This is a genomic window from Curtobacterium sp. BRB10 (genome assembly GCF_031844325.1).
Lineage (GTDB): Bacteria > Actinomycetota > Actinomycetes > Actinomycetales > Microbacteriaceae > Curtobacterium > Curtobacterium poinsettiae_A.
The window spans coordinates 452,268-473,806 of the sequence record NZ_JAUZVA010000002.1 but is presented as its reverse complement, the minus strand read 5'-3'; the positions used below and the strand labels follow the sequence as shown (position 1 = coordinate 473,806).

Sequence of the window (21,539 nt, the reverse complement as noted above, 5' to 3'; positions counted from 1 at the left end):
CGGATCCTCAGGACCAGACGCGACGGATCCCCCACGAACCGGTCCAGGTCTCGTCCGGCTCGAGCCAGCGCAGGCCCTCACCCGAGTTCAGGGCGTTCGCGGGCGCCGTCATCGGTTCGACCGCGACGGCCAGACCCTTCCCGTCGCCCCGCGGGTACTCGCGCGAGGTGAAGACCTGCACGTAGGGGAACGAGGCGTCCTGCCACAGCTCGACCCCGTCGCCCTCGGGCCCGTGCATCGTCGTGCGGCGGATCCCCTCGGCGTCCGGGGTGACGTCCGTGTACGCGGTGTCGAGGTCCGAGTCCCCGGCACGCCGCCCCTGGCGCAGGTCGTACGGCGTCCCCTCGACCGGCACCGAACCGTTCGGGACCTTCTGCTCGTCGACGGTGAAGGCGGTCGCGGCGTCGAGCGTGACGACCAGGTCGTCGGCGGGGGTGTCACCGGCGCGCAGGTACGGGTGCGCGCCGACGGCGAAGGGTGCGCGGACGCCCGAGCGGTTCGTGACCTCGTGCGTGACACGGATGCCGTCGTCGACGAGTTCGTGCAGCACGCGCGTCTCGAGCGTGAAGGGCCACCCGTGCTGCGGGTGGATCGTCGCTTCTTGCTGGATCGACGTCTCGGTCTGCGACACCACCCGGTACGGGGCGAACCGGAGCAGCCCGTGCGAGGCGTTGCCGTACTTCGGCTCCGAGATGTCGAGCTGCTGCCGCTCGCCGTCGAGCTCCCACACACCACCGGCGACGCGGTTCGGCCAGGGTGCCAGGACGATGCCGTTCGCCCCCGGCGGCTGCTCAGTCACGGGGAACGGCTCGGTGATGTCGAAGCCGGCGACGCGGAGCTCGCGGATGCCCGCGGCGACCTCGGTGACCACGGCTTCGACGACCCCGTCGGGGCCGGCGTGGTGGAGGCGGTACTGGCCACCCGTGGGTGCTGCGGTCATGGGGTGTTCTTCCTTCCGGCTGGTTCGGTGCGGTCCTCGCCGTCGGCGACGACCACCTGGGCCCCGGCCGCCCGGATCGTGGCGACCGCGGCGGCGTCGGCCCCGGCGGTGACGACGACGTCGATGTCCTCGAGCGCGCGGACGACCCCGATGTGGGCCCGGCCGAACTTCGACCCGTCCGCGACCACGACCGTACGCCGGGCCGTCGCCGCGAGCATCCGCTTGGCCTCGGTCTCGGGCAGGTTCACGTTCGTCAGGCCGTGGTCGACGTCGAGGCCGGTGCCACCGAGGAACACGACGTCCGCGGCGATCATCGGCAGGACCGCGCCGTTGAAGGGGGCGACGAGCGAGTGCTGCAGGGGCCGGAGGGTGCCGCCGGTGACGATCACGGTGAAGCGCGGGACAGCTCGCTCGAGCGCGAGCGCCGTGGTGAGGGAGTTCGTCACGACCGTGACGCCGGTGAGCTCGGTGCGCGCCACGAGGGCCTCGGCGACGGCGGCCGGCGTGGTGCCGACGTCGAGGACGACGCACTCCCCCGGGCGCACCAGCGCAGCGGCCGCACGGCCGATGGCGGCCTTGGCCACCTGGTGCTCGACGGCGGTCTCCTCGAAGGGGCGCTCGGTGGACCCGGCCCCGAGGCGGACCGCGCCCCCGTGCACCCGGCGGATCCGGGCCTCCTGGTCGAGGACGGCGAGGTCCTGGCGGACCGTCACCTCGCTGGTGCCGAGGGACGCGGCCAACGCGGCCGTCCGGACCATCCCGGGGGCGCCGTCGACGATCGCGACGATGCGGTCCTGCCGCAGGGGCGCGGGCAGCGCGCCGGCGAGGAACGAGAGGTCGGCGTCCGCCATGGGGACAGTTTCGCTTGCTTCCGATGCCTTTCGCAACGCTTCGTACGGGCGCTAGGCTATTCCGGTGATCACCAAGCGCGTGACGAAGCTCGCGGACGGCCGCGACCTCTTCTACTTCGACGACGCCGACTCGACGCTGCCCGCTGAACGCAGCATCGACGAGCGCGTGCTCGACCCGCGGCCCGAGACGGCGCGGATGCGGCAGGACGTCTTGACGGGCGAGTGGGTGTCGATCGCAGCGTCCCGCCAGAACCGGGTGTTCCTGCCGCCGGCCGACCAGGATCCGCTCGCACCCCAGAGCCCGGCCAACCCGTCCGAGATCCCGAGCCGCTACGACGTCGCCGTGTTCGAGAACCGCTCGCCGTCGTTCGGCCCGCTGCTCGAAGCCGACGACGCTCCCGAGTCGCTCGAGTCCCTGAGCGACGTCGGCCTGAACCGGCAGCTCCGCTCGGTCGGCCGGTGCGAGGTCGTGTGCTTCTCGCCCGAGACCTCCGGGTCCTTCGCCTCCATCTCCGAGTCGCGCGCCCGCACCGTCGTCGAGGCCTGGGCGGATCGCACCGCCGCGCTCTCGGCGATGCCGGGCATCCAGCAGGTGTTCCCCTTCGAGAACCGGGGTGAGGCGATCGGCGTCACGCTGCACCACCCGCACGGGCAGATCTACTCGTACCCGTACATCACGCCGCGGACCCAGCGCCTGCTCGCGAGCATCGAGCGGTTCGGCCCGGACCTGTTCGAGCAGCACCTCGCGAACGAGCGGGGTTCCGAGCGGGTCGTCCTCGCTGGCGAGCACTTCACCGCCTTCGTCCCGTTCGCCGCGCGCTGGCCCATCGAGATCCACATGCTGCCGCACCGCCACGTCCCCGACTTCGCCGGCCTGACCGACGCCGAGAAGGACGAGCTGGCCCACATGCACCTCCGGCTCACGCGTGGGCTCGACGCGCTCTACGGCGACCCGACCCCGTACATCGCCGCGTGGCACCAGGCGCCGGTGCACACCGCCCGCGACACCGTGCGGCTGATGCTGCAGATCACCTCGCCGCGACGTGCGGCGGACAAGTTGAAGTTCCTGGCCGGCAGCGAAGCCGCCATGGGCGCCTGGATCGGGGACCTCGTTCCCGAGCAGGCGGCCGAGTTCATCCGACAGGGAGTCGAGCGCGCATGACGTTCCAGCAGGTCTACGGGTACGAGCCGACCGTGCGGTACTCCGCCCCGGGTCGCGTCAACCTGATCGGTGAGCACACCGACTACAACGACGGCTACGTGCTGCCCTTCGCGATCGACCGTCGCACCACCGCGTCCATCGCGCAGCGCGACGACCGGACCATCCGCGTCGCCTCCGCCTTCGACCCCGCGAGCGAGCCGGTGGCGCTGTCCCTCGACGACCTGTCGCCGGAGGCCATGGACGGCTGGTCGGCCTACGTCTTCGGCATCGCCTGGGCCCTGCGCGAGCAGGCCGGAGCCGATCTGGGCGACAAGACCGGCTTCGACGTCTTCATCGAGTCCGACGTGCCGGTCGGTGCAGGTCTGTCGTCCAGTGCCGCGATCGAGTGCGGTGTCGCGCTGGCGTTCAACGACCTGTGGGAACTCGGCCTCGACCGGAAGACCCTGGCGCGCGTCGGGCAGTACTCGGAGAACCACGCCGTCGGTGCCCCCACCGGGATCATGGACCAGTCCGCCTCGCTGCTCGGCGAGCAGGACGCCGTCGTGTTCCTCGATTGCCGCACGCTCGACACCGCCGTCGTCGACCTGGCGCTCGAGGCGAACGGGCTCGAGGTCTTGGTCATCGACACCCGCGTCGAGCACGCCCACGCGACCGGTGGCTACGCGGCTCGTCGGGCCTCGTGCGAGAAGGGTGCGCAGGTGCTCGGTGTCGAGGCCCTGCGTGACGTCAGCGTCGAGGACCTGCCGCGTGCGCAGGAGCTCCTGGACGACGAGACCTTCCGCCGCGTCCGCCACATCGTGACCGAGGACCAGCGCGTCCTCGACACCGTGCGCACGCTGCGCGAGCAGGGTCCGCGGGCGATCGGATCGCTGCTCGTCGCCTCGCACGAGTCGATGCGCGACGACTTCGAGATCTCCGTGCCGGAGCTCGACCTGGCCGTCGCGACGGCCGTCGCGCACGGCGCGGTCGGTGCACGCATGACCGGCGGCGGCTTCGGCGGCGCGGCGATCGCGTTGGTCGACCGGGAGGCCCGTACCGGCATCGCCGCGGCCGTCACCGCCGCCTTCGCCGATGCCGGGTACCGCGAACCGACCGTCTTCACGGTGCACGCCGCGCAGGGCGCCCGCCGCGACTGACAGCCCGCGACCAGTCAGCGGGTCATGTGCCCCATCGTGACCGAGACCCCGCCCCACGGGAACCCGTGTGGACGCAGGACCTCGTGCTGCACCTGGTCCATCACCACGTGACCCTGCCACACCGTGTAGACGAGCACACCGACCACGACGACCACAGGGACGGCGAGGTACGCCGCGTACCGGATGACGTCGCCGAGGGCTCGCTGGCCGTGCCGTTCGAGCGTCGGCGGCAGGAACACGCCGACCACCACGACGAGCAACAGGACCGCGAGCGCGACGGGCGCCGTGTGCCCCTCGACCTGCACGGTGGGCGGCGCGCTGGCGACCCGGTTGCCGGCGTTGTCGATCCAATTGCCGGCGGTGTCCGTCCCGCCGTAGTCGGCCGAGATCGACCACGTGGTGATGCTCGGCCACAGCGCGACGGCGCCGATGCCGACGACCGCCAGTCCCCACCCGCGCGGGCGGAGCCGTCGACCGGTCGGCGCCATCACGGGCGCGGTCTGCACGGTGTCCCCCGTGGTCGGGACGCCAGCACCTTGCGGGGCGCTCACGGCTGGTACCCCGGACGCTCGATCGACGACGAGACGTCCCCGATGGTGAACGGGTGCAGGTTGCCGTGCGCGACCGCCCAGTACACCCACTCGTACTGCACGATGAACAGCACCCACACCAGCACGGTCACGCCGACGACCCCGGCCAGACCGAGGGCGAGCACACGGTCCTGGTCCCAGCGCGCAGCACCGCGTCGAGCGACGCCGACGACGAAGCCGGCGACGGCGAAGCCGAGCGTGAGCACGACCCAGCCGATCCACGGCCGCGCCTCGAACTGCACCGACCCGGGAGAGGCCTCCGGCGTGCTCCCCGGCAGCAGCGGAGCGGCCGACCAGTTCTGACCGATCGCCTGCAGGAACAGGCAGATCAGGGTGATCCAGACGAGCTTCCGGGCGTCCGTCGTGAACAACGTCTCGCGGCCCTGTGGCTCCGCGGCGGTCGTGGTCATGCTCGAACCGTAGCGCGGCACGGCCCGCAGCAGAACCGCCCGTCCGAGGGGCGGTCCCGGACCCGGCCGTCCCCGCGACCGGACCGACGGGGCGGGGGGCGAGCCGCGCCTCCTGGCCGCCCTTCGTGAGCAGGAATGGTCGAGTCGCACACCGGGACCCGACCATTCCTGCTCACGAAGCGGGGCGAGGGAGCGCCCGTGCCGCGCCCGCAGCGCCTAGTGCAGGTGCCGCTCGGCGGCCTCGACCACGTTCTTCATGAGCATCGCGCGGGTCATCGGCCCGACGCCGCCCGGGGTCGGCGACAGGAAGCCCGCGACCGACGCCACCGCGGGGTCGACGTCGCCGTGCAGCTTCGCCTTGCCGGTCTCCTCGTTCACCACGCGGGTGATGCCCACGTCGATCACGGCCGCGCCGGGCTGCACCCAGTCCGGCTCCACGAGCCCGGCGACCCCGGCCGCGGCGACGATGATGTCGGCGCGACGGCACTCCGCGGCGACGTCCGCGGTCAGCGAGTGCGTCAGGGTCGCGGTCGCCTCGAGGCGGGTGAGCAGCAGGCCGAGCGGGCGCCCGACGGTCAGGCCCTGCCCGATGATCGTCACGTGGGCACCCCGGATCGGGACCTCGTACGCCTCGAGCATCGCAACGATGCCCCGGGGCGTGCACGGCAGCGGGGCGTCGATCGTGCCCGCGCCGCCCGGTACGGCGAGGACGAGCTCACCGAGGTTGGTCGGGTGCAGGCCGTCGGCGTCCTTCGCGGGGTCCATCAGCTCGAGCATCGGGATCGGGTCGATGCCCTGCGGCAGCGGGAGCTGCACGATGAACGCGGTGACCCGGGGGTCGTCGTTCATCTGCAGGATCGCCGCTCGGATGTCGGCAGCACTCGCCGACGACGGCAGGTCGATGCGGACCGAGTCGAGCCCGATCTGCGCCGAGTCCTTGTGCTTGCCGGCGACGTAGGACACCGAGCCCGGGTTCTCACCGACCATGATCGTGCCGAGCCCGGGGCGGAAGCCGTGGTCGTGCAGCCGGTCGATGCGGGTCTTCAGGTCGTCGAGCGTGCGGGCGGCGAGGGCGGTGCCGTCGATGCGGACGGCACTGCCCTCGCCCGCCCAGCGCTCACGCGGCATCGGCGCGAGCGAGGACGTGGCGGTCACGCGTACAGGGGGAACGCGTCGGTGAGGGCCTTGACCCGGGCCGAGAGCGCGTCGATGTCGGGGTTCGGCATGAGCGTCAGCGCGATGATGTCCGCCACCTCGGCGAACTCGGCGTCGCCGAAGCCGCGGGTCGCCAGCGCCGAGGTGCCGATGCGGACACCCGAGGTGACCATCGGCGGGCGCGGGTCGAACGGCACGGAGTTGCGGTTCACGGTGATGCCGACCTCGTGCAGCAGGTCCTCTGCCTGCTTGCCGTCGACCTCGGACTCGCGCAGGTCGACGAGCACCAGGTGCACGTCGGTGCCACCGGTCAGGACGTCGATGCCCGCGGCCGTGGCGTCGTCCTGCGTGAGCCGGTCGGCCAGCGCCTTCGCCCCGCGGAGCGTGCGCTCCTGGCGGTCCTTGAACTCCGGCTGGCCGGCGAGCAGGAACGCGGTGGCCTTGGCAGCGATCACGTGCATGAGCGGGCCGCCCTGCTGGCCCGGGAACACAGCGGAGTTCAGCTTCTTGAAGAGCGACTCCTCGTTGGACAGGATGATGCCCGATCGCGGACCGGCGAGCGTCTTGTGCACCGTCGACGACACGACGTGGGCGTGCGGCAGCGGCGACGGGTGCAGGCCCGCGGCGACGAGCCCGGCGAAGTGCGCCATGTCGACCCAGAGCGTCGCGCCGACCTCGTCCGCGATCTCGCGGAACTTCGCGAAGTCGAGCTGGCGGGGGTAGGCCGACCAGCCGGCGATGAGGACCTTCGGCTGGTGCTCGATGGCCTTGGCGCGGATGTCGTCGTAGTCGACCTCGAAGGTCTCCGGGTCGACGCCGTACGACACGGCGTTGTAGATGCGGCCGGAGAAGTTGAGCTTCATGCCGTGGGTCAGGTGACCGCCGTGGGCGAGCTCGAGGCCGAGGATGGTGTCGCCGGCAGAGGCGATGGCGTGCAGGACCGCGGCGTTCGCGCTGGCGCCGGAGTGCGGCTGGACGTTGGCGTAGGCGGCACCGAACAGGGCCTTCGCCCGGTCGATGGCGAGCTGCTCGGCGACGTCGACGAACTCGCAGCCGCCGTAGTAGCGCTTGCCCGGGTAGCCCTCGGCGTACTTGTTGGTGAGCACGGAGCCCTGCGACTCGAGGACGGCGCGCGGCACGAAGTTCTCGGACGCGATCATCTCGAGGGTGTCGCGCTGGCGGCCGAGCTCCTGCTGCAGGACGGCGGCGATCTCGGGGTCGACCTCGCTGAGCGGGGCGTTGAAGGCGGCGCGGGCCGCGGCCTGGTCGACGGCACCAGCGGGGGCCTCCGCCGACTCGGACACGAACGGGGGCAGATCGGCAATGGACACGGGACTCCTACGGTGTGCGGACGACCAGCTGGTCGCACTCGGACGGTCGGTCGGTGCAGCCCAGGCGTACGGCCGCGCACCGTGTCTTTGTCGCTCCCCGATGGTGACCCATCCAACGCCAGTCGCGACGTGACGATCGTACCGAGCGACCCCGCCCTGTGTCACCCTGGGTGCATGACGCTGCTCTCGCCCGACGTGGACGAACGGACCACCACGGACGAACGGACCAGTGCGCGGGCGGACACCCCGTGGGTCACCGTGGTGTGGGACGACCCGGTGAACCTGATGTCGTACGTCACCTACGTCTTCCAGCGGCACTTCGGGTTCTCGCGCGAGCACGCCGAGCGGCTCATGCACCAGGTGAACGACGACGGTCGGGCGATCGTGGCGACGGGTCCGCGTGAGTCGATGGAGGCTCACGTGCAGTCCATGCACGGCTACGGGCTGCAGGCGACCGTCGACAAGGCCCCCGAAGCGTGATCCCGTTCGTCCGCCGCGCCGACGGCGTGCACCTCGGCCTGTCCTCCGGCGAGCGCGAGCTGCTCGCCTCGCTCACCGAGCAGCTCCGGCAGGTGCTCGACGGCGACCTGTCGGCGGACCCGGTCGCCGAGCGGATGTTCCCGGACGCCTACCCGGGTGACGACGAGGCGAGCGCGGAGTTCCGGAAGTACACGCAGTCCGACCTGCTCGTGCAGAAGACGACGAACGCCTCGATCGTGCACGACTGGCTGACGGGTACCCGCGACGGTTCGCTCGACGCCGAGGACGAGCAGGCGTGGCTCCGCACCCTCACCGACCTGCGGCTGACGATCGCCGACCGGCTGGGCATCGAGGACGCCGACGACGAGGAGCGCTCCGTCGAGGCCGACGCGGGCGTCGGCCTGCGCGACGTCTACGACTGGCTCGGCTCCGTGCAGGAGCACCTGGTCCTCACGCTCACGTCGCGCTGACGGTCCGCGGCCTGGAGGCCCGGATCACCTCCGGCGCGGTGGGTCACCCCAGCAGGTCGTCGCGGTGGGCTCGCGCCCAGTCGGCCAGGCTCCGGGGTGCGGTGCCGGTGATGCGCAGGACGTCGTCGCTCATGACGTCGACGCCGTCGAGGCCGCGGCGCACGACCCGGCCGAACTGCTGCCGGAGCCCCTCGGCCTGCCACGCGGGCACGCCGCTCAGGCGCAGCGCGCCGGCGTAGACCCGGCTCGGCAGGTGCAGGGGGCGCACGGGTCGGCCGAGCCCTGCGGCGAGCGCGGCGGCGACACCTCGCGCGTCGAGCAGGTCCGGCCCGGTGAGCACCGGCTCGGTGCCGTCGTGGCCGTCCTCCGTCAGCACCCGGGCGGCGGTCCGGGCGATGTCCTCGGTGTCGATCCAGCCGATCACCCCGCGGCCCGTGGTGTGCGGGAACCACCCCCGTCGGATCGCCGGCGCCGAGGGCTGCACGTTCGTCATGAACGACGAGGGGTGCAGGATCGTCCACGCCAGTCCGCTCGCGCGCACCTGCCGGTCGATGTGCCAGGCGGCGCTCGCCCACGTCATCGGGGAGTGCTCGGCGGCGTCCCCGCCGGACAGCTGCACGATCCGACCGACCCCGGCCCGCTGCGCCGCACGGACCCCGGTGGCGCCCTGCTCGCGCTGCCGCTGACTGACCGGGGTCACGAGGAAGAACCGGTCGACCCCGTCGAGCGCCGCGGCGAGCGCGTCCTCGTCGTCCAGGTCGGCCAGGCGGCCGTCGATGCCCCGGGCCCGGAGCGCGTCGACCTGTTCGGGCCGACGGACCACGGCACGCACCGTCACCCCGGCCGCCCGCAGCAGCTCCGCCGTCTTGCCCCCGACGTCCCCGGTCACGCCGGTGACCGCCACGATCTCGCCCATCTCTGCTCCCGTCCCACTGACCCGTTCCGGTATCAGTTTCCTGATACCAGAACGTACGCCGGTACGATCGCCCCGTGCCCCAGGAACTCCCAGCCCCGCGCGACGACGTCGACGTCGACGTCGACGGCATCGTGGCGTGGACGGTGATCCGGGCCGCACGGACACTCTCCCGCCGACTCGCGGCCGAGCTGGCACCACTCGGGTTGACGCCCGTCGAGTTCGGGGCGCTCATCCAGCTCGCGGTGGCCGGGGAGCGCAGCCAGGCCGACCTGGCGCGGGCGGTCGGCGTCCGACCGCAGAGCATGACGACGCTCATCGGGGGGCTCGCGACGCGGGGACTCGTGGAGCGGGGCGCCGCACCAGGCCGGGGACGGGCCTCCCGGATGCGGCTGACCGACCAGGGCGAGGCGCTGCTGGCACGCGCGCACCCGATCGTCCGGGCGAGCAACGCGTGGTTCGGCGACGGAGCGGAACCGATCTCGGCGACCCTGCTCCCGTTGCTCGAGCCGGACACGGGTGATGACGGTGCCGCCGTTCCGTGACCGATATCGGAAGGCAAACTTGCAAGGTGAGCTGGTGACGGACTAGCCTCCGGGACGTGACCGACGCACCGGAGACCGACCCGACCGACCTGGCCGACGCCGTGCTGACGATGCACGGACGACTGCGGCGGTCGTTGCTGGCCTCGAAGTCGGACGACGTCACGGCGTCGCAGACCGCCGCTCTCGGACGCCTGCTGCGGTACGGGCCGGCCACCATCGCCGACCTGGCCCGAGCCGAGGGGGTCCGACCGCAGTCGATGGGCGCGACCGTCCAGGCCCTGGTCGACCTCGGCCTAGCCGAGCGGCAGCCCGACCCGACCGACGGCCGGCGGTCGATCGTCAGCGCGACGGCGGCCGGTCGGGACGCCCGCCAGGCCGCCTGGGCCGCGCGGAACCGCGAGCTCACCGAGCGACTCGCGACCCTGCCCGAGGCGGACCGTCGCGTCGTCGCGCGGGCGATGGACCTGCTCGGGCCGATCGTCGACCCCTGACCCGCGCACCCCGCTCCCAGTCCTGCAACCGGAAGAAGCGCCTCACGTCCACCACCACCACCCCCGACACGACCACGGGCAGCGGCTTCGGCCCGAAGCTCCTCATCCCGGTGCTCGTCGGGCCCCTGCTCAACCCGATCAACACCACGATGGTGTCGGTCGCCCTCACCCCGATCTCCCGCGACCTGGGCATCGGTGCGGCGCAGGCGATCTGGCTCGTCGCGGCGCTGTACCTGGCGAGTGCGATCGCGCAGCCCACGATGGGCAAGCTCGCCGACCGGTTCGGCCCGAAGAAGGTGTTCCTGACCGGGCTCGTCATCGTCGGCGTCGCCGGGGTGGTGCCCGAGGTCCTGACCGGGTTCGGCGGTGCGGTGTTCGCCCGGGTGCTCATCGGCATCGGGACGTCGTCGGCGTACCCGGCGGCGCTCACCACGCTCCGGCAGCACTCCGCCCGGATCCGGAAACCGACGCCACCGCTCGTGCTCGGGGCGCTGTCGATCACGTCGCTCGTGTCCGCCGCCGCCGGCCCACCGCTCGGCGGGGCGCTCATCGCCGCGTTCGGCTGGCACGCGATCTTCCTGGTGAACGTGCCGCTCGCGGTGTTCGGCATCGTCGTGGCGACGCTCTGGCTGCCGTCCGACCGGCTGCGCCCGCGCGACGACGCCGCCCTGCCGGTGCTGCAGGCGCTCGACCCGCTCGGCATAGTGCTGATGACCGGGACCGTCTCGGCGCTGCTCGTCTTCCTGCTCGACCTGTCCGCCGGGCTGTGGTGGCTGCTCGCGGTGGCCGTCGTGCTGCTCGTCGCCCTGGTGGCGTGGGAGCTGCGGGCCGTGCGACCGTTCGTCGACGTGCGGCTGCTCGCCCGGAACGGCGCGTTGTCCCGGACGTACGGCCGCCTGTTCCTGACGTACCTGCTCGCCTACACGATGACCTACGGGTTCTCGCAGTGGGTGCAGGACGTCGCGGGCTACCCGAGCGACGTCGCCGGGTACATCCAGCTGCCGGCCGCGATCGTCGCCGGGGTGGCCTCGTTCGTGGTCGCACGCAAGACCGCGGTCCGCGGGCCGCTCGTCGTCGCCGCGCTGGTGCCGATCGTCGGCGGTGTGCTCCTGCTCTTCCTGCACACCGGGTCACCCGTCGTCCTGCTCGCGCTGACCCCGGCACTGTTCGGGGTGCCGCAGGCCCTGGCGTCGGTGTCGAACCAGGCGGCGCTGTACCGGCTCGTCCCCGCGGAGTACATCGGCACCGCAGCCGGCCTGTCCCGCACCGCGGTGTACATCGGGGCGATCGCGGCGTCCTCGCTCATCGGCGGTGTGTTCGGCCAGGCCCCGACGACGCCGGACCTGCACGTGTTGGCGTGGGTGATCCTCGGCGTCGCGGTGCTCCTGACCGTGCTGACCCTGGCCGACCGTCGCCTGCGGGACGCCGACGCCGGGAGCGCCACCGCCGCTGCATCCGCGTCTGACGCCGAGTGAGCAGAAGATGACGGGTCGCACGCCCGCATCCGACGTCTTCCGCTCACTCGACGGCCTCCGGACGCCCTGGAGCACCTCGCCACCCGCGGACCGGTAGCGTCGCAGGCATGGCGAACGGCGGCGGGTTCAGCAGCGACACCAAGGCAGGCGCGATCTGGAACGTGGTGATCTGCGGAATCCTCTGCATCGGCATCCCGATCGCGGCGATCGTCAACGCCGACCGGGGTTCCGCGTACGTCGGCATCGGCATCGCCGCGACGGTCCTGGCCCTGTGCATGGAGGTCTACTTCGTCCGCCGCCTGCTCGCGCACCGGCGCTGACGCCGAGCGCGCCGGCACCGTCACTGCCGCCTGACGCTTCGTGAGCAGGAACGGTCGAGTCGCCGCTGCCCACTCGACCATCCCTGCTCACGAAGCACGTCCCCCGCGGCCGGTACCCTGATCCGGTGACCGACCCGACCCCCACGCACTGGACCCTGACGCTCGTCTGCGACGACCAGCCCGGGATCGTGCACGCCGTCTCCGGAGCGATCGTCGCCGCCCAGGGCAACATCACCGAGTCGCAGCAGTTCTCCAGCGCCGACACGAACACGTTCTTCATGCGCCTGCAGGTGATGGCGCCGGTCGACCGTGCCGCCTTCGAGGCAGCGCTCGCCCCTGTCGCCGCCCGCTACGACGCCCGCGTCCAGCTCGACGTCGTCGGTCGTCCGCTGCGCACCCTCGTGCTCGTGTCGAAGGCGGGCCACTGCCTGAACGACCTGCTCTACCGGCAGCGCGGCGGACAGCTGCCGATCGAGGTCCCCCTCGTGCTGTCCAACCACGCGGACCTGTCCGAGCTCGCCGCGTTCTACTCCGTGCCGTTCGAGCACCGTCCGGTCACCGACGCCGAGTCGAAGGAGCAGATGGAGCGGCGCGTGCTGCAGGCGGTGGAGGAGCACGACATCGAGCTCGTGGTCCTCGCCCGCTACATGCAGATCCTGTCGCCCGAGCTCTGCACGGCACTCGAGGGCCGTGCCGTGAACATCCACCACTCGTTCCTGCCCGGCTTCAAGGGCGCGAACCCCTACCGGCAGGCGCACGCCCGCGGGGTGAAGCTGATCGGCGCGACCGCGCACTTCGTGACGAGCGACCTCGACGAGGGCCCGATCATCGAGCAGAACGTCGTCCGCGTCGACCACACCAAGGAACCGGCCGAACTGGTGTCCATCGGGCAGGACGAGGAGTCCCGCACGCTCACCCAGGCGGTGCGCTGGATCGCGGAGGACCGCGTCCTGCTCGACGGCGCCCGCACCATCATCTTCAAGTAGGCAGCACCATGACCAACGCCCCGCAGTCCCCCGTCGACTGGGAATCGGTCCCCGACCCGGCCGCCGCCCGGCAGCCGCGACGGCGGTTCGAGGCCTGGATGGTCCTGCGGATCGCCGTGATGGTGTTCGGCCTGCTGTCCCTGGCCTTCTGGGGCTACTGGTCGTGGCAGCTCCCGCTCCCCGGCTACCTGTTCATGGTCGGGGCTCCCCTGTTCGCCGCGGTCGTCTGGTACTTCTTCCGGTCGCCGCGCTCCCCGATCGAGACCGACATCGTCGGCAAGACCATCGTCGAGGTCGCGCTGGTCGTCGCCGCAGGCGCGACCTGGATCTCCATCGGCCACCCGGTCGTGGGGATCGTCTTCATCGTGATCGCCGCCCTGAGCGGCGTGATCGCGTTCCGCAAGGAGACGGCATGAGCACCACGGGCCTCCAGACCGGCCAGGAGGCCCAGCGCACGCTGGTCCGCGCAGCCCGCGTCGTCGACGCGGCCGGCACCACGGCCGACGGCTGGGTCCTGGTCGTCGGCGACACGATCCACGCGACCGGCTCCGGCCCCGAGGCCCCCGCGGCCGACCGGGTCGTCGACCTGGGCGACGCGGTCCTGACGCCCGGATTCGTGGACCTGCACGGGCACGGTGGGGCCACCGAGGCGTACGAGGACGACTCGTTCGACCGTTCGCTCGCCATGCACCGTTCGCACGGCACGACCCGCTCCGTCCTGTCGCTCGTCGCGAACCCGGTCCCGGCACTCGCGGCGTCGCTGGCCCGCGTCCGCGCCGTGATGGCGACCGACCCGCTCGTGCTCGGCGTGCACCTGGAGGGACCGTTCCTGTCCCCGCACAACAAGGGTGCGCACAACGAGTCGTTCCTGATCGACCCGACGCCCGCCGCGGTCGACGCCCTGCTCGAGTCGGGCGAGGGTGTCATCCGCCAGGTCACGATCGCGCCCGAGCTGCCCGGAGCCCTCGACGCCGTCCGCCGCTTCGTCGACGCCGGCGTCACGGTCGCCGTCGGCCACACCGTCGGCACGTACGACCAGGCCCGTGCCGCGTTCGACGTCGGCGCGACGATCCTGACCCACGCCTGCAACGCGATGCCCGGGCTGCACCACCGGGCACCGGGGCCGATCGGTGCCGCCGTCGCCGACGAGCGCGTGACGCTCGAACTCATCCTGGACGCCGTGCACGTGCACCCGGTCGTGGCGGACACGCTCTTCCGGGCGACGCCGGGTCGTGTGGCGCTGATCACCGATGCGATGGGGGCCGCTGGCGCTGCGGACGGCTCCTACCGGCTCGGGTCGCTGGACGTCACGGTCACCGACGGGGTCGCGCACGTCGCGGGGACGGAGACCATCGCGGGGTCGACGCTGACGCAGGACGTGGCGCTCCGCAACGCGGTATCGCTGGCCGGGCGGACCCTGCCCGAGGCCGTGGCGGCGCTGACGAGCGTGCCGGCCGCCGCGCTGGGGCTCGGCGACCGCCTGGGTCGGCTCGCGCCGGGGTTCGCCGCCGACCTGGTGGCGCTGTCGCCATCGCTCGAGGTGCAGCGCGTGTGGGGCGGCGGGCGCGAGCTGCGCTGAGGAACGGCGCCACGCGCTCGGGTGGACCCAGACTCACCGGTCGACCGGGCGCCCCCGCTCGCCGCTCGCCCACGACGTGTCCGCCGTCTCCCCGACCCGGAGCGACAGCGTGCCGCCCCGGGTCACGAACGACGCCGGCACCCACGATCGCTCGTGTGTCCACCCGTTCAATCGGGCGCCCTGCACGTACGGCTCGGTCCCCGAGGACCGGATGACGATGCGCTGGCCACTGGAGCGCCGGATGTCGACCGTGCTGAACGTCGGGCTGCCGATGAGCATGTCGGCACGACCGGGCGTCTGCGGGAACAGGCCGATCGAGGCGAAGACGTACCAGGCGCTCATCGTGCCGAGGTCGTCGTTGCCCGGCAGCCCGCCGGGGCCGGTCGAGTAGGCGTCGTCCACGACCTGCCGCACGGTCTCCTGCGTCTTCCAGGGCTTGCCGAGCGCGTTGTACATCCACGGCGTGTGGATGTCGGGCTCGTTCGTCGGGTCGAACTTCGTGGCGTCGCCACCGGTCACCGCGAACGCACCGGTGCTGTCGTGGAAGAAGTCGTCGAGCCGAGCGGTCGCTGCGTCGTCACCGCCGAGCGCGGTCGACAGTCCCTGCACGTCCTGCGGCACGAGCCAGGTGTACTGCGCGCTGGTGCCCTGCGCGAACCCGGTCCCCGTCGACGGCGACCAGCCCGGCGTCCACGAACCGTCGGCCTGCCGAGCGGCCTGGTGTCCGACCGCGGCGTTGAAGGTGTTCTTCCAGTAGGACCCACGCTCCGCGAACATCCGGGCGTCGGAGCGGAGTCCGAGGGAACCCGCCCAGTACCCGAGGGCACTGTCGGAGATCGAGTCCTCGAGGGTCTCGGCGGCCCCACCCCAGCAGGAGCAGTCGTCGTTCGCCGCGTACTGCCGCTCCAGGTACTCGTCGAGTGCGGGCCGCTGCGCCAGGCACTGCCCCGGGCACCCGATGTCGCTCTCGGCGTCGGTGTTCTCCACCGTCGCCTGGCGCTTCAGGGAGGCGTAGGCGGCCCGGACGTCGAAGTTCCGGACGCCCATGGCGTACCAGGTGGCGAGCGTCGCGGCCGAGGGATCGCCGGTCATCACGTGCGTCGGCGCTCCGAGGTGCAGCCACCGGTCCCACACCCCGCCGTTCTGCTCGGCGAACCGCAGCATCGACTGCGCCATGTCCCCGGCGACGTCCGGCCGCAGCAGGGCCAGCAGCTGGATCTGCGCCCGGTACTGGTCCCACCCGGAGTACGTGCCGTAGACGGCCCGGTGTCCGCGGTCCATCCGGTGCACCCGCAGGTCGGGCCCGAGGTAGCGCCCGTCGCGGTCGTTCAGCGTGTTCGGCTGCATGAGTGCGTGGTACACGGAGGTGTACAGCTGGGTGGTCCGGTCCGCCGTGCCGCCACCGACGCGCAGGCGCGACAGTTCACGGTTCCAGGAGGCCCGTGTGCCGGCCGCCACGGTGGCGACGGTCGAGCGCTTGGTCACCTCGCCGTCACGGTTGGCGACCGCTCCGGCCGCGCTCACGTACGAGATGCCGATCCTCGCCTGCACCGTCGCTCCGCGACGCGCGTCGAAGCCCACCCACGCGCCGGAGCCGCGTCCGGCGCGGTCGGCGCCGGTCAGGTAGCCTTCCCCGCCGGAGGAGGACGTGCCTCCAGGCTGGACCGTGCCGTCCTTCCAGGTGCCGGTGCTCGCGAACGCCGTGTCGAAGGTCGCGGTGAAGTAGAGGCGGTAGTAGCTGCGGCGGTCCGGGTTGGTGGCGCCGCCGCCGTTCGCGCGACGGCTGCAGAAGCCGCCCGTCAGGACGCTGCCGCTGACCGTGCGGGTGCGCGGGTCGACGCGGGTGACCGCGGCCTCGCTGCCGTTGATCGAGTTCGAGGTGCGGAAGAGCAGGTTCGCGTCCTCGCCGGCCGGGAACGTGAACGCGCCGATGCCGGCACGGGTCGTCACGGCGAGGTCGGTGCGGACGCCGTTGTCGAGCGTGACGCCGTAGCGGCCGGGGCTCGCGGACTCCTGGCCGTGGGAGTACCCGGCGGCGTAGACGGCGTCCTTCGAGTCGGCCGACGGCGAGGTCGTGACGGGGGTCGTGACGGGCATGATCGGCACGTCGCCGGCAGCCCCGGGCGCACACCCGGCACCGTTCAGGTGGGTCAGGCTGAAGCCGCGCAGCCGGTTCACGTCGTACGAGTAGCCGTTCGCGACCGGGGTCGAGGTCTGGTCGCCCGCGGTGCCGGTCGGACTCCACTGCATCATGCCGAACGGCGCGGTGGCGCCGGGCCACGTGTTGCCGTCACCGCTCGTGCCGATGAACGGGTCGACGTACCGCGCCGGGTCGGCGACGGTCCTCCCCGCGGGCGCTGCATCCGCCGAGGGCGAGGCGACCGCCGGAGCGGCGACCATCCCCGTCCCCAGCAGCGCGGCGATCGTGGCCACCGCGGCGAGCGGGAGCGGACGGACGAGCGGGCGACGGTGCACGCGAGATCGGTTCACGTCCGTGACGCTAGCCCCCTCGGACGGGGGACGCCGCCCGCGTCACCGAGCGCTCTCCCGCTGTTCACGTCGGGTTCGGCGACGGGCCCGGCCCCGCCCGGTCAGACGACGGTACGCGCGGCGACCTCGTCGACGAAGGTGCGGACCCGCTGCCGGAACACCGGGTCGGCGGCGGCCCCGCGGACGGGCACGACGTGCAGCCGCCGGTCCCCCCGGCGCAGCGCCGGCCCCACGAACACCCCCTCGGCGACGTCCGGCGCGGTGGCCGACCAGAGCGTCGAGCGAGCGCCGTCCTCCGCGGTGCGCGCCATGCTGCGGGCGATCACGCCGCCGAGGCGCTGCGTGAGGGTCTCGGCCTGGTCGTTCATCCCCGTCGCCGCGATGCCGGGGTGTGCGATGACCGAGCGGACGTCCGAGCCGGCCGCGCGGAGCCGCTCACCGAGGTCGACCGCGAGCGCGGTCGCCGCCGTCTTCGAGTCGGTGTACACGGCGAGCTGGGAGTAGTCGCTCGGATCGTCCACCCCGCCCGGTGCGGGCACGCGGCGGGTGCGCTGCGACAGGTTCGACCCGACGAGGACGACCCGGGGCGACGGTCCGCCGAGCACCGGGAGCATCGCGTCGGCGAGCACGGCCGGGCCGACGACGTTGGTGGCCCAGGTGCGCTCGATGCCCTCGTCGGTCAGCCCGAACGCGCCCAGCGTCGCGCCAGCGTTGTTGACGAGGGCGTCCACGACGATGCCCTCCGCCACGAGCTGCCGGGCGAACGCCGTGACCGAGGCGACCGACGCGGTGTCGACGACCCGCGCCTCCAGGCCGACGGGCAGGACGCGAGCCGCCTTGTCGGGGTTGCGGACCGCCGCGATGACGCGCGCTCCGGCGGCAGCGAGCCGGGTCGCGACCACCAGCCCGAGCCCGCCGGTCGCGCCGGTGACCACCACGGTCCGGCCGTGCTGGTCGGGCATCGCTGACGGTTCCCACTCGAAGGTGTCCATGCTCGTCTCCTGCTCACTCGTCGTCTGGAATCGGATGATCCATCCGGAACGCTAGCACAAGCGGATAGAGTGTCCGTATGACGATCGCGATGGCCCGACCCGAAGCGCTGCGCTCCGATGCGCAGCGCAACCGGACCGCGCTGCTCGACGTCGCCCGGTCGTACCTCGAGCGGGGCGAGCAGCCGCTCCTCAACGCCGTCGCGCACGAGGCCGGTGTGGGTGTCGGGACCGCCTACCGGCACTTCCCGTCGCAGCAGCACCTGCTCGAGGCGATCGCGATCGACGCGCTCGAGGACATGCTCGACCTCGTCCGTGTCGCCGTCGCACTGCCCCACGCGGCGGACGCGCTCCGGGGGGTCGTGACGGCTGCGTTCCGGAGCATGGTCGACGATGCCGCCCTCGGCGACCTGCTGACGAACGGCGGGTTCTCGTGCGCCGACACCGCGGCGCTCGCTGGCGACCTGGTCGAGTCCGTCGACGCGCTGCTCGCGCGGGCGCGGGCCGAGGGGCTCGTGCGTGCGGACGTCGACGCGGACGACCTGCGACGGCTGCTGTGCGGGATGCGGGCGGCCGCCGTGGCGGGTGGCTCCCGGGTGCACGACCCCGAGCGCTACGTCGAGGTGCTGCTGGCAGGCCTCCGCCCGGCCTGACCACCACCCTCGCGCCCCGCGTGCCTCGCTGTCAGGATGGGCGCATGAGCGTCATGGTGTCCGTCTTCGATGCGTACCGGTCCCGCACGAGCGAGAAGTACACGGCCTACCCGCCGGACGTGCTCCCCATGTTCGTCGCCGAGATGGACAGCATGCTCGCGGAACCGATCCGCGACGCCCTGGTCACGGCAGTGACGAACGGCGACACCGGGTACGTCGGGCACGGGCGGGCCCTGCCCGAGGCGTTCGCCGACTTCGCGGAGAGCCGGTGGGCATGGCGGGTCGACCCAGACCTGGTCCGCACCACCACGGACGTGTCGGTCGCGGCGGTCGAGGTGCTGCGCCGGGTCATCGAGCCGGGCGACCAGGTCGTCATCATGCCGCCCGTGTACCCGCCGTTCTGGGAGTACGTGTCCGAGGCCGGCGGCACCGTCACCGAGGTCCCGCTGCTCGCCCCCGCAGGCCCGGCCGACCCCTTCGACACCACGGCCGGCTGGCGGATGGACCTGGACGGCCTCGCGCGTGCGTTCGCCGACGGAGCCCGCACGGTGCTGCTCTGCAACCCGCACAACCCCCTCGGCCTGGTGCACGACCGCGCGTCGCTCGTCGCACTCGCGAAGCTGGCCGCCGAGTGGGACGCCGTCGTGGTGTCCGACGAGATCCACGCGCCGCTCGTGCACGCCGACGCGGTGTTCACCCCGTTCCTGGAGTCCTGCCCCGAGGCCGCGTCGCTCGGCGTCGCCCTGACGAGTGCGAGCAAGGCCTGGAACCTCGCCGGCACCAAGTGCGCGCTGATGATCGGCGCCTCGGAGCGGGCCCGCGCCTGGTTCGACGGACTGCCCACCGAGGTCGTCGAGCGCACCGGCATCCTCGGCTACACCGCGAGCGTCGCGGCCTTCGGCGAGGGCGGGCCGTGGCTGGCTTCGCTGCTCACCGAGCTCGCGGCGAACCGGCGCACCCTGGCCGAGCGGATCGGTGACGTGCTGCCCGGCGCCGAGTACCGGCAGCCGCAGGCGTCGTACCTGGCGTGGCTCGACCTGCGGTCGCTGCCGTGGGGCGACGACCCCGCGGCGGAGCTCGTCGACCGCGCGAAGGTGGCGCTCGGCTCCGGCCCGGCGTTCGGACGACAGGGCCGGGGGTTCGCGCGGCTGAACTTCGGGTGCTCGGCGGAGACCCTCGACGAGGGACTCAGCCGCCTCGCCGCAGCCGCGCGCGCCTGAACTCGGGCCCGGGGCCTACTCGAACCGCTGCCAGGCCGGCTTGTTCGCGTACGTGTAGCGGTAGTAGTCGGCGAGCTGCAGCTCGGCGGCGGCTTCCTCGTCGACGACGACGGTCGCGTGCTCGTGCAGCTGCAGGGCCGAACCGGGCACGAAGGAGCTGAGCGGGCCCTCGATCGCAGCGGCGACGGCCGCCGCCTTCGACGCGCCCTGGGCGACGAGGACGAGCTCGCGGGCCTCGAGGATGGTGCCGAGCCCCTGCGTCATGCAGTGCGTCGGGACCTGCTCGGGCGAGTCGAAGAAGCGCGCGTTGGCGTCACGGGTCGACGGCGCGAGGGTCTTGATGCGGGTGCGCGAGGCGAACGACGAGGTCGGCTCGTTGAACCCGATGTGGCCGTTGGCCCCGATGCCGAGGATCTGCACGTCGATACCGCCCGCGGCACGGATCGCTGCGTCGTACTCCTTGGCCGCGAACTCCAGGTCGGCGGCACGGCCGTCCGGCACCCGCACGCGCGAGGCGTCGAAACCGAGCGGTGCCACGACGTCGCGGGCGATCACGGCCGCGTACGACTCGGGGTGCTCGAGCGGGATGCCGACGTACTCGTCGAGGGCGAACCCACGGGCCTCGGCGAACGAGATCTCGCCCGCCTGCACCCGGCGCTGCAGGTCGGTGTAGATGCCCTGCGGGCTGGATCCGGTGGCGAGACCGATGACGGCGGACGGCTTCTTGGCGACGACGGACGCGATCTTGGCCGCGGCGACGCGACCGACCTCGTCCGGCGTGGGCAGGATGATGATCTCCACACGGCCAGCCTACTGGTCATGACCAGTCTCCGACAGGGGTCGTGTGGGTAGCGTGGGGGCATGCCGACCCCCGACTTCGTCCTGTCCCTGCGCGAGAAGATCGGCACGGCGCCGCTCTGGCTGTCCGGCGTGAGCGCGATCGTGACGCGCGGCTCCGGCGCCGACCGCGAACTGCTCGTGGTGCGACGGGCCGACACGGGCGCGTACACCCCGGTCACCGGGATCGTCGACCCGGGCGAGGAACCCGCCGTCGCCGCCGAGCGCGAGGTCCTCGAGGAAGCGGACGTCGTCGCCGTCGCCGAACGCCTGGCGTGGGTGCAGGTGCTGCCCGAGATGACCTACCCGAACGGCGACCGGTCGCAGTACCTCGACCTGGTCTTCGCCTGCCGGTACGTCTCCGGGACGCCGAACCCCGCCGACGGCGAGAACACCGAGGCGTTCTGGGCTCGGGTCGACGCCCTGCCCGACATGTCCGAGAACATGCGGGCACGCGTCGAGGCCGGGCTGGCGGACGAGCGCGAGGCGCGCTTCCAGCGCTGACCCCACCGGCCT

General features: G+C 72.6%; 24 protein-coding genes and 1 riboswitch. Of the genes, 14 read left to right on the top strand and 10 right to left on the bottom strand.

Going from position 1 to position 21,539, the window contains the following annotated elements; all coding sequences use genetic code 11:
* Positions 1 to 7: 7 nt before the first annotated feature.
* Positions 8 to 940, bottom strand: coding sequence for an aldose 1-epimerase family protein (locus Q9R26_RS06135; protein WP_311226802.1), 933 nt, complete (start codon positions 938 to 940; stop codon positions 8 to 10).
* Positions 937 to 1,791 (bottom strand): DeoR/GlpR family DNA-binding transcription regulator, encoded by an 855-nt coding sequence (locus Q9R26_RS06130; protein WP_311226801.1) that lies wholly within the window; start codon positions 1,789 to 1,791, stop codon positions 937 to 939. The genes Q9R26_RS06135 and Q9R26_RS06130 overlap by 4 nt, the downstream gene beginning before the upstream one ends.
* A gap of 58 nt (positions 1,792 to 1,849) precedes the next feature.
* Between Q9R26_RS06130 and galT the strand changes: the two genes are divergently transcribed.
* Positions 1,850 to 2,953: a galactose-1-phosphate uridylyltransferase gene (galT, locus tag Q9R26_RS06125; RefSeq protein WP_311226869.1), complete on the top strand. Its 1,104-nt coding sequence runs from the start codon at positions 1,850 to 1,852 to the stop codon at positions 2,951 to 2,953.
* Entirely contained in the window at positions 2,950 to 4,089 is a 1,140-nt protein-coding gene (gene galK, locus Q9R26_RS06120; RefSeq protein WP_311226800.1) for a galactokinase, read from the top strand. The genes galT and galK overlap by 4 nt, the downstream gene beginning before the upstream one ends.
* Positions 4,090 to 4,103: 14 nt before the next feature.
* On the opposite strand, the gene Q9R26_RS06115 is transcribed toward galK, so the two are convergent.
* From Q9R26_RS06115 to glyA, 4 genes are all read right to left on the bottom strand, one after another.
* The gene (locus Q9R26_RS06115; RefSeq protein WP_311226799.1) at positions 4,104 to 4,640 is read right to left on the bottom strand and encodes a hypothetical protein; all 537 of its coding nucleotides are present in this window, start codon (positions 4,638 to 4,640) and stop codon (positions 4,104 to 4,106) included.
* Positions 4,637 to 5,089 carry a hypothetical protein gene (locus Q9R26_RS06110; RefSeq protein ID WP_259579102.1) on the bottom strand — a complete coding sequence of 151 codons (453 nt, stop codon included), beginning with the start codon at positions 5,087 to 5,089 and terminating at the stop codon, positions 4,637 to 4,639. Before Q9R26_RS06110 ends, Q9R26_RS06115 begins: the two co-directional genes overlap by 4 nt.
* Positions 5,090 to 5,305: 216 nt before the next feature.
* Entirely contained in the window at positions 5,306 to 6,217 is a 912-nt protein-coding gene (locus tag Q9R26_RS06105; protein ID WP_182066614.1) for a tetrahydrofolate dehydrogenase/cyclohydrolase catalytic domain-containing protein, read from the bottom strand.
* Between the two features lie 23 nt (positions 6,218 to 6,240).
* Entirely contained in the window at positions 6,241 to 7,548 is a 1,308-nt protein-coding gene (gene glyA / locus Q9R26_RS06100; RefSeq protein ID WP_182066615.1) for a serine hydroxymethyltransferase, read from the bottom strand.
* Positions 7,549 to 7,626: 78 nt separating this feature from the next.
* Positions 7,627 to 7,711, bottom strand: a riboswitch (ZMP/ZTP riboswitch).
* A 38-nt stretch (positions 7,712 to 7,749) separates the two neighbouring features.
* Here glyA and clpS point away from each other — a divergent pair.
* Positions 7,750 to 8,055 (top strand): ATP-dependent Clp protease adapter ClpS, encoded by a 306-nt coding sequence (clpS, locus tag Q9R26_RS06095; protein WP_182066587.1) that lies wholly within the window; start codon positions 7,750 to 7,752, stop codon positions 8,053 to 8,055.
* Positions 8,052 to 8,525, top strand: a complete 474-nt coding sequence (locus Q9R26_RS06090; protein WP_182066588.1) for a DUF2017 family protein — start codon at positions 8,052 to 8,054, stop codon at positions 8,523 to 8,525. The genes clpS and Q9R26_RS06090 overlap by 4 nt, the downstream gene beginning before the upstream one ends.
* Before the next feature lie 43 nt (positions 8,526 to 8,568).
* Here Q9R26_RS06090 and Q9R26_RS06085 read toward each other — a convergent pair whose 3' ends face one another.
* The gene (locus tag Q9R26_RS06085) at positions 8,569 to 9,441 is read right to left on the bottom strand and encodes an NAD(P)H-binding protein (protein ID WP_311226798.1); all 873 of its coding nucleotides are present in this window, start codon (positions 9,439 to 9,441) and stop codon (positions 8,569 to 8,571) included.
* A gap of 74 nt (positions 9,442 to 9,515) precedes the next feature.
* On the opposite strand from Q9R26_RS06085, the gene Q9R26_RS06080 reads away from it, so the two are divergent.
* From Q9R26_RS06080 to nagA, 7 genes are all read left to right on the top strand, one after another.
* The gene (locus Q9R26_RS06080) at positions 9,516 to 9,983 is read left to right on the top strand and encodes a MarR family winged helix-turn-helix transcriptional regulator (protein ID WP_311226797.1); all 468 of its coding nucleotides are present in this window, start codon (positions 9,516 to 9,518) and stop codon (positions 9,981 to 9,983) included.
* A 56-nt stretch (positions 9,984 to 10,039) separates the two neighbouring features.
* Positions 10,040 to 10,474 carry a MarR family winged helix-turn-helix transcriptional regulator gene (locus Q9R26_RS06075; RefSeq protein ID WP_209135362.1) on the top strand — a complete coding sequence of 145 codons (435 nt, stop codon included), beginning with the start codon at positions 10,040 to 10,042 and terminating at the stop codon, positions 10,472 to 10,474.
* 110 nt (positions 10,475 to 10,584) lie between these two features.
* A complete protein-coding gene (locus tag Q9R26_RS06070) occupies positions 10,585 to 11,949 on the top strand; it encodes an MFS transporter (protein ID WP_311226796.1) in 1,365 nt (454 codons plus the stop codon).
* 107 nt (positions 11,950 to 12,056) lie between these two features.
* Complete coding sequence (locus Q9R26_RS06065; RefSeq protein WP_311226795.1) at positions 12,057 to 12,269, top strand: hypothetical protein; 213 nt, start codon at positions 12,057 to 12,059, stop codon at positions 12,267 to 12,269.
* Positions 12,270 to 12,394: 125 nt separating this feature from the next.
* Positions 12,395 to 13,255 carry a formyltetrahydrofolate deformylase gene (purU, locus tag Q9R26_RS06060; protein ID WP_182066593.1) on the top strand — a complete coding sequence of 287 codons (861 nt, stop codon included), beginning with the start codon at positions 12,395 to 12,397 and terminating at the stop codon, positions 13,253 to 13,255.
* Between the two features lie 8 nt (positions 13,256 to 13,263).
* Entirely contained in the window at positions 13,264 to 13,671 is a 408-nt protein-coding gene (locus Q9R26_RS06055) for a YrdB family protein (RefSeq protein WP_182066594.1), read from the top strand.
* Positions 13,668 to 14,834 carry an N-acetylglucosamine-6-phosphate deacetylase gene (gene nagA / locus Q9R26_RS06050; RefSeq protein WP_311226794.1) on the top strand — a complete coding sequence of 389 codons (1,167 nt, stop codon included), beginning with the start codon at positions 13,668 to 13,670 and terminating at the stop codon, positions 14,832 to 14,834. The genes Q9R26_RS06055 and nagA overlap by 4 nt, the downstream gene beginning before the upstream one ends.
* A gap of 33 nt (positions 14,835 to 14,867) precedes the next feature.
* Here the strand turns inward: nagA and Q9R26_RS06045 are convergent, their stop codons facing one another.
* Together Q9R26_RS06045 and Q9R26_RS06040 are read right to left on the bottom strand one after the other, a co-directional pair.
* Positions 14,868 to 17,324 (bottom strand): GH92 family glycosyl hydrolase, encoded by a 2,457-nt coding sequence (locus tag Q9R26_RS06045; protein WP_311226793.1) that lies wholly within the window; start codon positions 17,322 to 17,324, stop codon positions 14,868 to 14,870.
* A 101-nt stretch (positions 17,325 to 17,425) separates the two neighbouring features.
* Positions 17,426 to 18,316, bottom strand: a complete 891-nt coding sequence (locus tag Q9R26_RS06040; RefSeq protein ID WP_220456626.1) for an SDR family NAD(P)-dependent oxidoreductase — start codon at positions 18,314 to 18,316, stop codon at positions 17,426 to 17,428.
* Between the two features lie 77 nt (positions 18,317 to 18,393).
* Here Q9R26_RS06040 and Q9R26_RS06035 point away from each other — a divergent pair, with 77 nt between their 5' ends.
* Complete coding sequence (locus Q9R26_RS06035) at positions 18,394 to 18,966, top strand: TetR family transcriptional regulator (protein ID WP_311226792.1); 573 nt, start codon at positions 18,394 to 18,396, stop codon at positions 18,964 to 18,966.
* Positions 18,967 to 19,010: 44 nt separating this feature from the next.
* Complete coding sequence (locus Q9R26_RS06030; protein WP_182066598.1) at positions 19,011 to 20,186, top strand: MalY/PatB family protein; 1,176 nt, start codon at positions 19,011 to 19,013, stop codon at positions 20,184 to 20,186.
* Between the two features lie 15 nt (positions 20,187 to 20,201).
* Here the strand turns inward: Q9R26_RS06030 and nagB are convergent, their stop codons facing one another.
* A complete protein-coding gene (gene nagB / locus Q9R26_RS06025) occupies positions 20,202 to 20,987 on the bottom strand; it encodes a glucosamine-6-phosphate deaminase (RefSeq protein WP_259579072.1) in 786 nt (261 codons plus the stop codon).
* 60 nt (positions 20,988 to 21,047) lie between these two features.
* Here nagB and Q9R26_RS06020 point away from each other — a divergent pair, with 60 nt between their 5' ends.
* Positions 21,048 to 21,527 (top strand): NUDIX domain-containing protein, encoded by a 480-nt coding sequence (locus Q9R26_RS06020; RefSeq protein ID WP_182066599.1) that lies wholly within the window; start codon positions 21,048 to 21,050, stop codon positions 21,525 to 21,527.
* Positions 21,528 to 21,539 lie beyond the last annotated feature (12 nt).

What these genes read in the sequence shown, in the direction of transcription:
- Q9R26_RS06035 (WP_311226792.1), top strand. Translation starts at nt 18,394, where the DNA reads ATGACGATCGCGATGGCCCGACCCGAAGCGCTGCGCTCCGATGCGCAG.
- Q9R26_RS06085 (WP_311226798.1), bottom strand. Translation starts at nt 9,441, where the DNA reads ATGGGCGAGATCGTGGCGGTCACCGGCGTGACCGGGGACGTCGGGGGC.
- Q9R26_RS06055 (WP_182066594.1), top strand. Translation starts at nt 13,264, where the DNA reads ATGACCAACGCCCCGCAGTCCCCCGTCGACTGGGAATCGGTCCCCGAC.
- clpS (WP_182066587.1), top strand. Translation starts at nt 7,750, where the DNA reads ATGACGCTGCTCTCGCCCGACGTGGACGAACGGACCACCACGGACGAA.
- Q9R26_RS06105 (WP_182066614.1), bottom strand. Translation starts at nt 6,217, where the DNA reads ATGCCGCGTGAGCGCTGGGCGGGCGAGGGCAGTGCCGTCCGCATCGAC.
- galK (WP_311226800.1), top strand. Translation starts at nt 2,950, where the DNA reads ATGACGTTCCAGCAGGTCTACGGGTACGAGCCGACCGTGCGGTACTCC.
- Q9R26_RS06040 (WP_220456626.1), bottom strand. Translation starts at nt 18,316, where the DNA reads ATGGACACCTTCGAGTGGGAACCGTCAGCGATGCCCGACCAGCACGGC.
- Q9R26_RS06110 (WP_259579102.1), bottom strand. Translation starts at nt 5,089, where the DNA reads ATGACCACGACCGCCGCGGAGCCACAGGGCCGCGAGACGTTGTTCACG.
- Q9R26_RS06135 (WP_311226802.1), bottom strand. Translation starts at nt 940, where the DNA reads ATGACCGCAGCACCCACGGGTGGCCAGTACCGCCTCCACCACGCCGGC.
- Q9R26_RS06065 (WP_311226795.1), top strand. Translation starts at nt 12,057, where the DNA reads ATGGCGAACGGCGGCGGGTTCAGCAGCGACACCAAGGCAGGCGCGATC.
- nagA (WP_311226794.1), top strand. Translation starts at nt 13,668, where the DNA reads ATGAGCACCACGGGCCTCCAGACCGGCCAGGAGGCCCAGCGCACGCTG.
- Q9R26_RS06030 (WP_182066598.1), top strand. Translation starts at nt 19,011, where the DNA reads ATGAGCGTCATGGTGTCCGTCTTCGATGCGTACCGGTCCCGCACGAGC.
- Q9R26_RS06130 (WP_311226801.1), bottom strand. Translation starts at nt 1,791, where the DNA reads ATGGCGGACGCCGACCTCTCGTTCCTCGCCGGCGCGCTGCCCGCGCCC.
- Q9R26_RS06020 (WP_182066599.1), top strand. Translation starts at nt 21,048, where the DNA reads ATGCCGACCCCCGACTTCGTCCTGTCCCTGCGCGAGAAGATCGGCACG.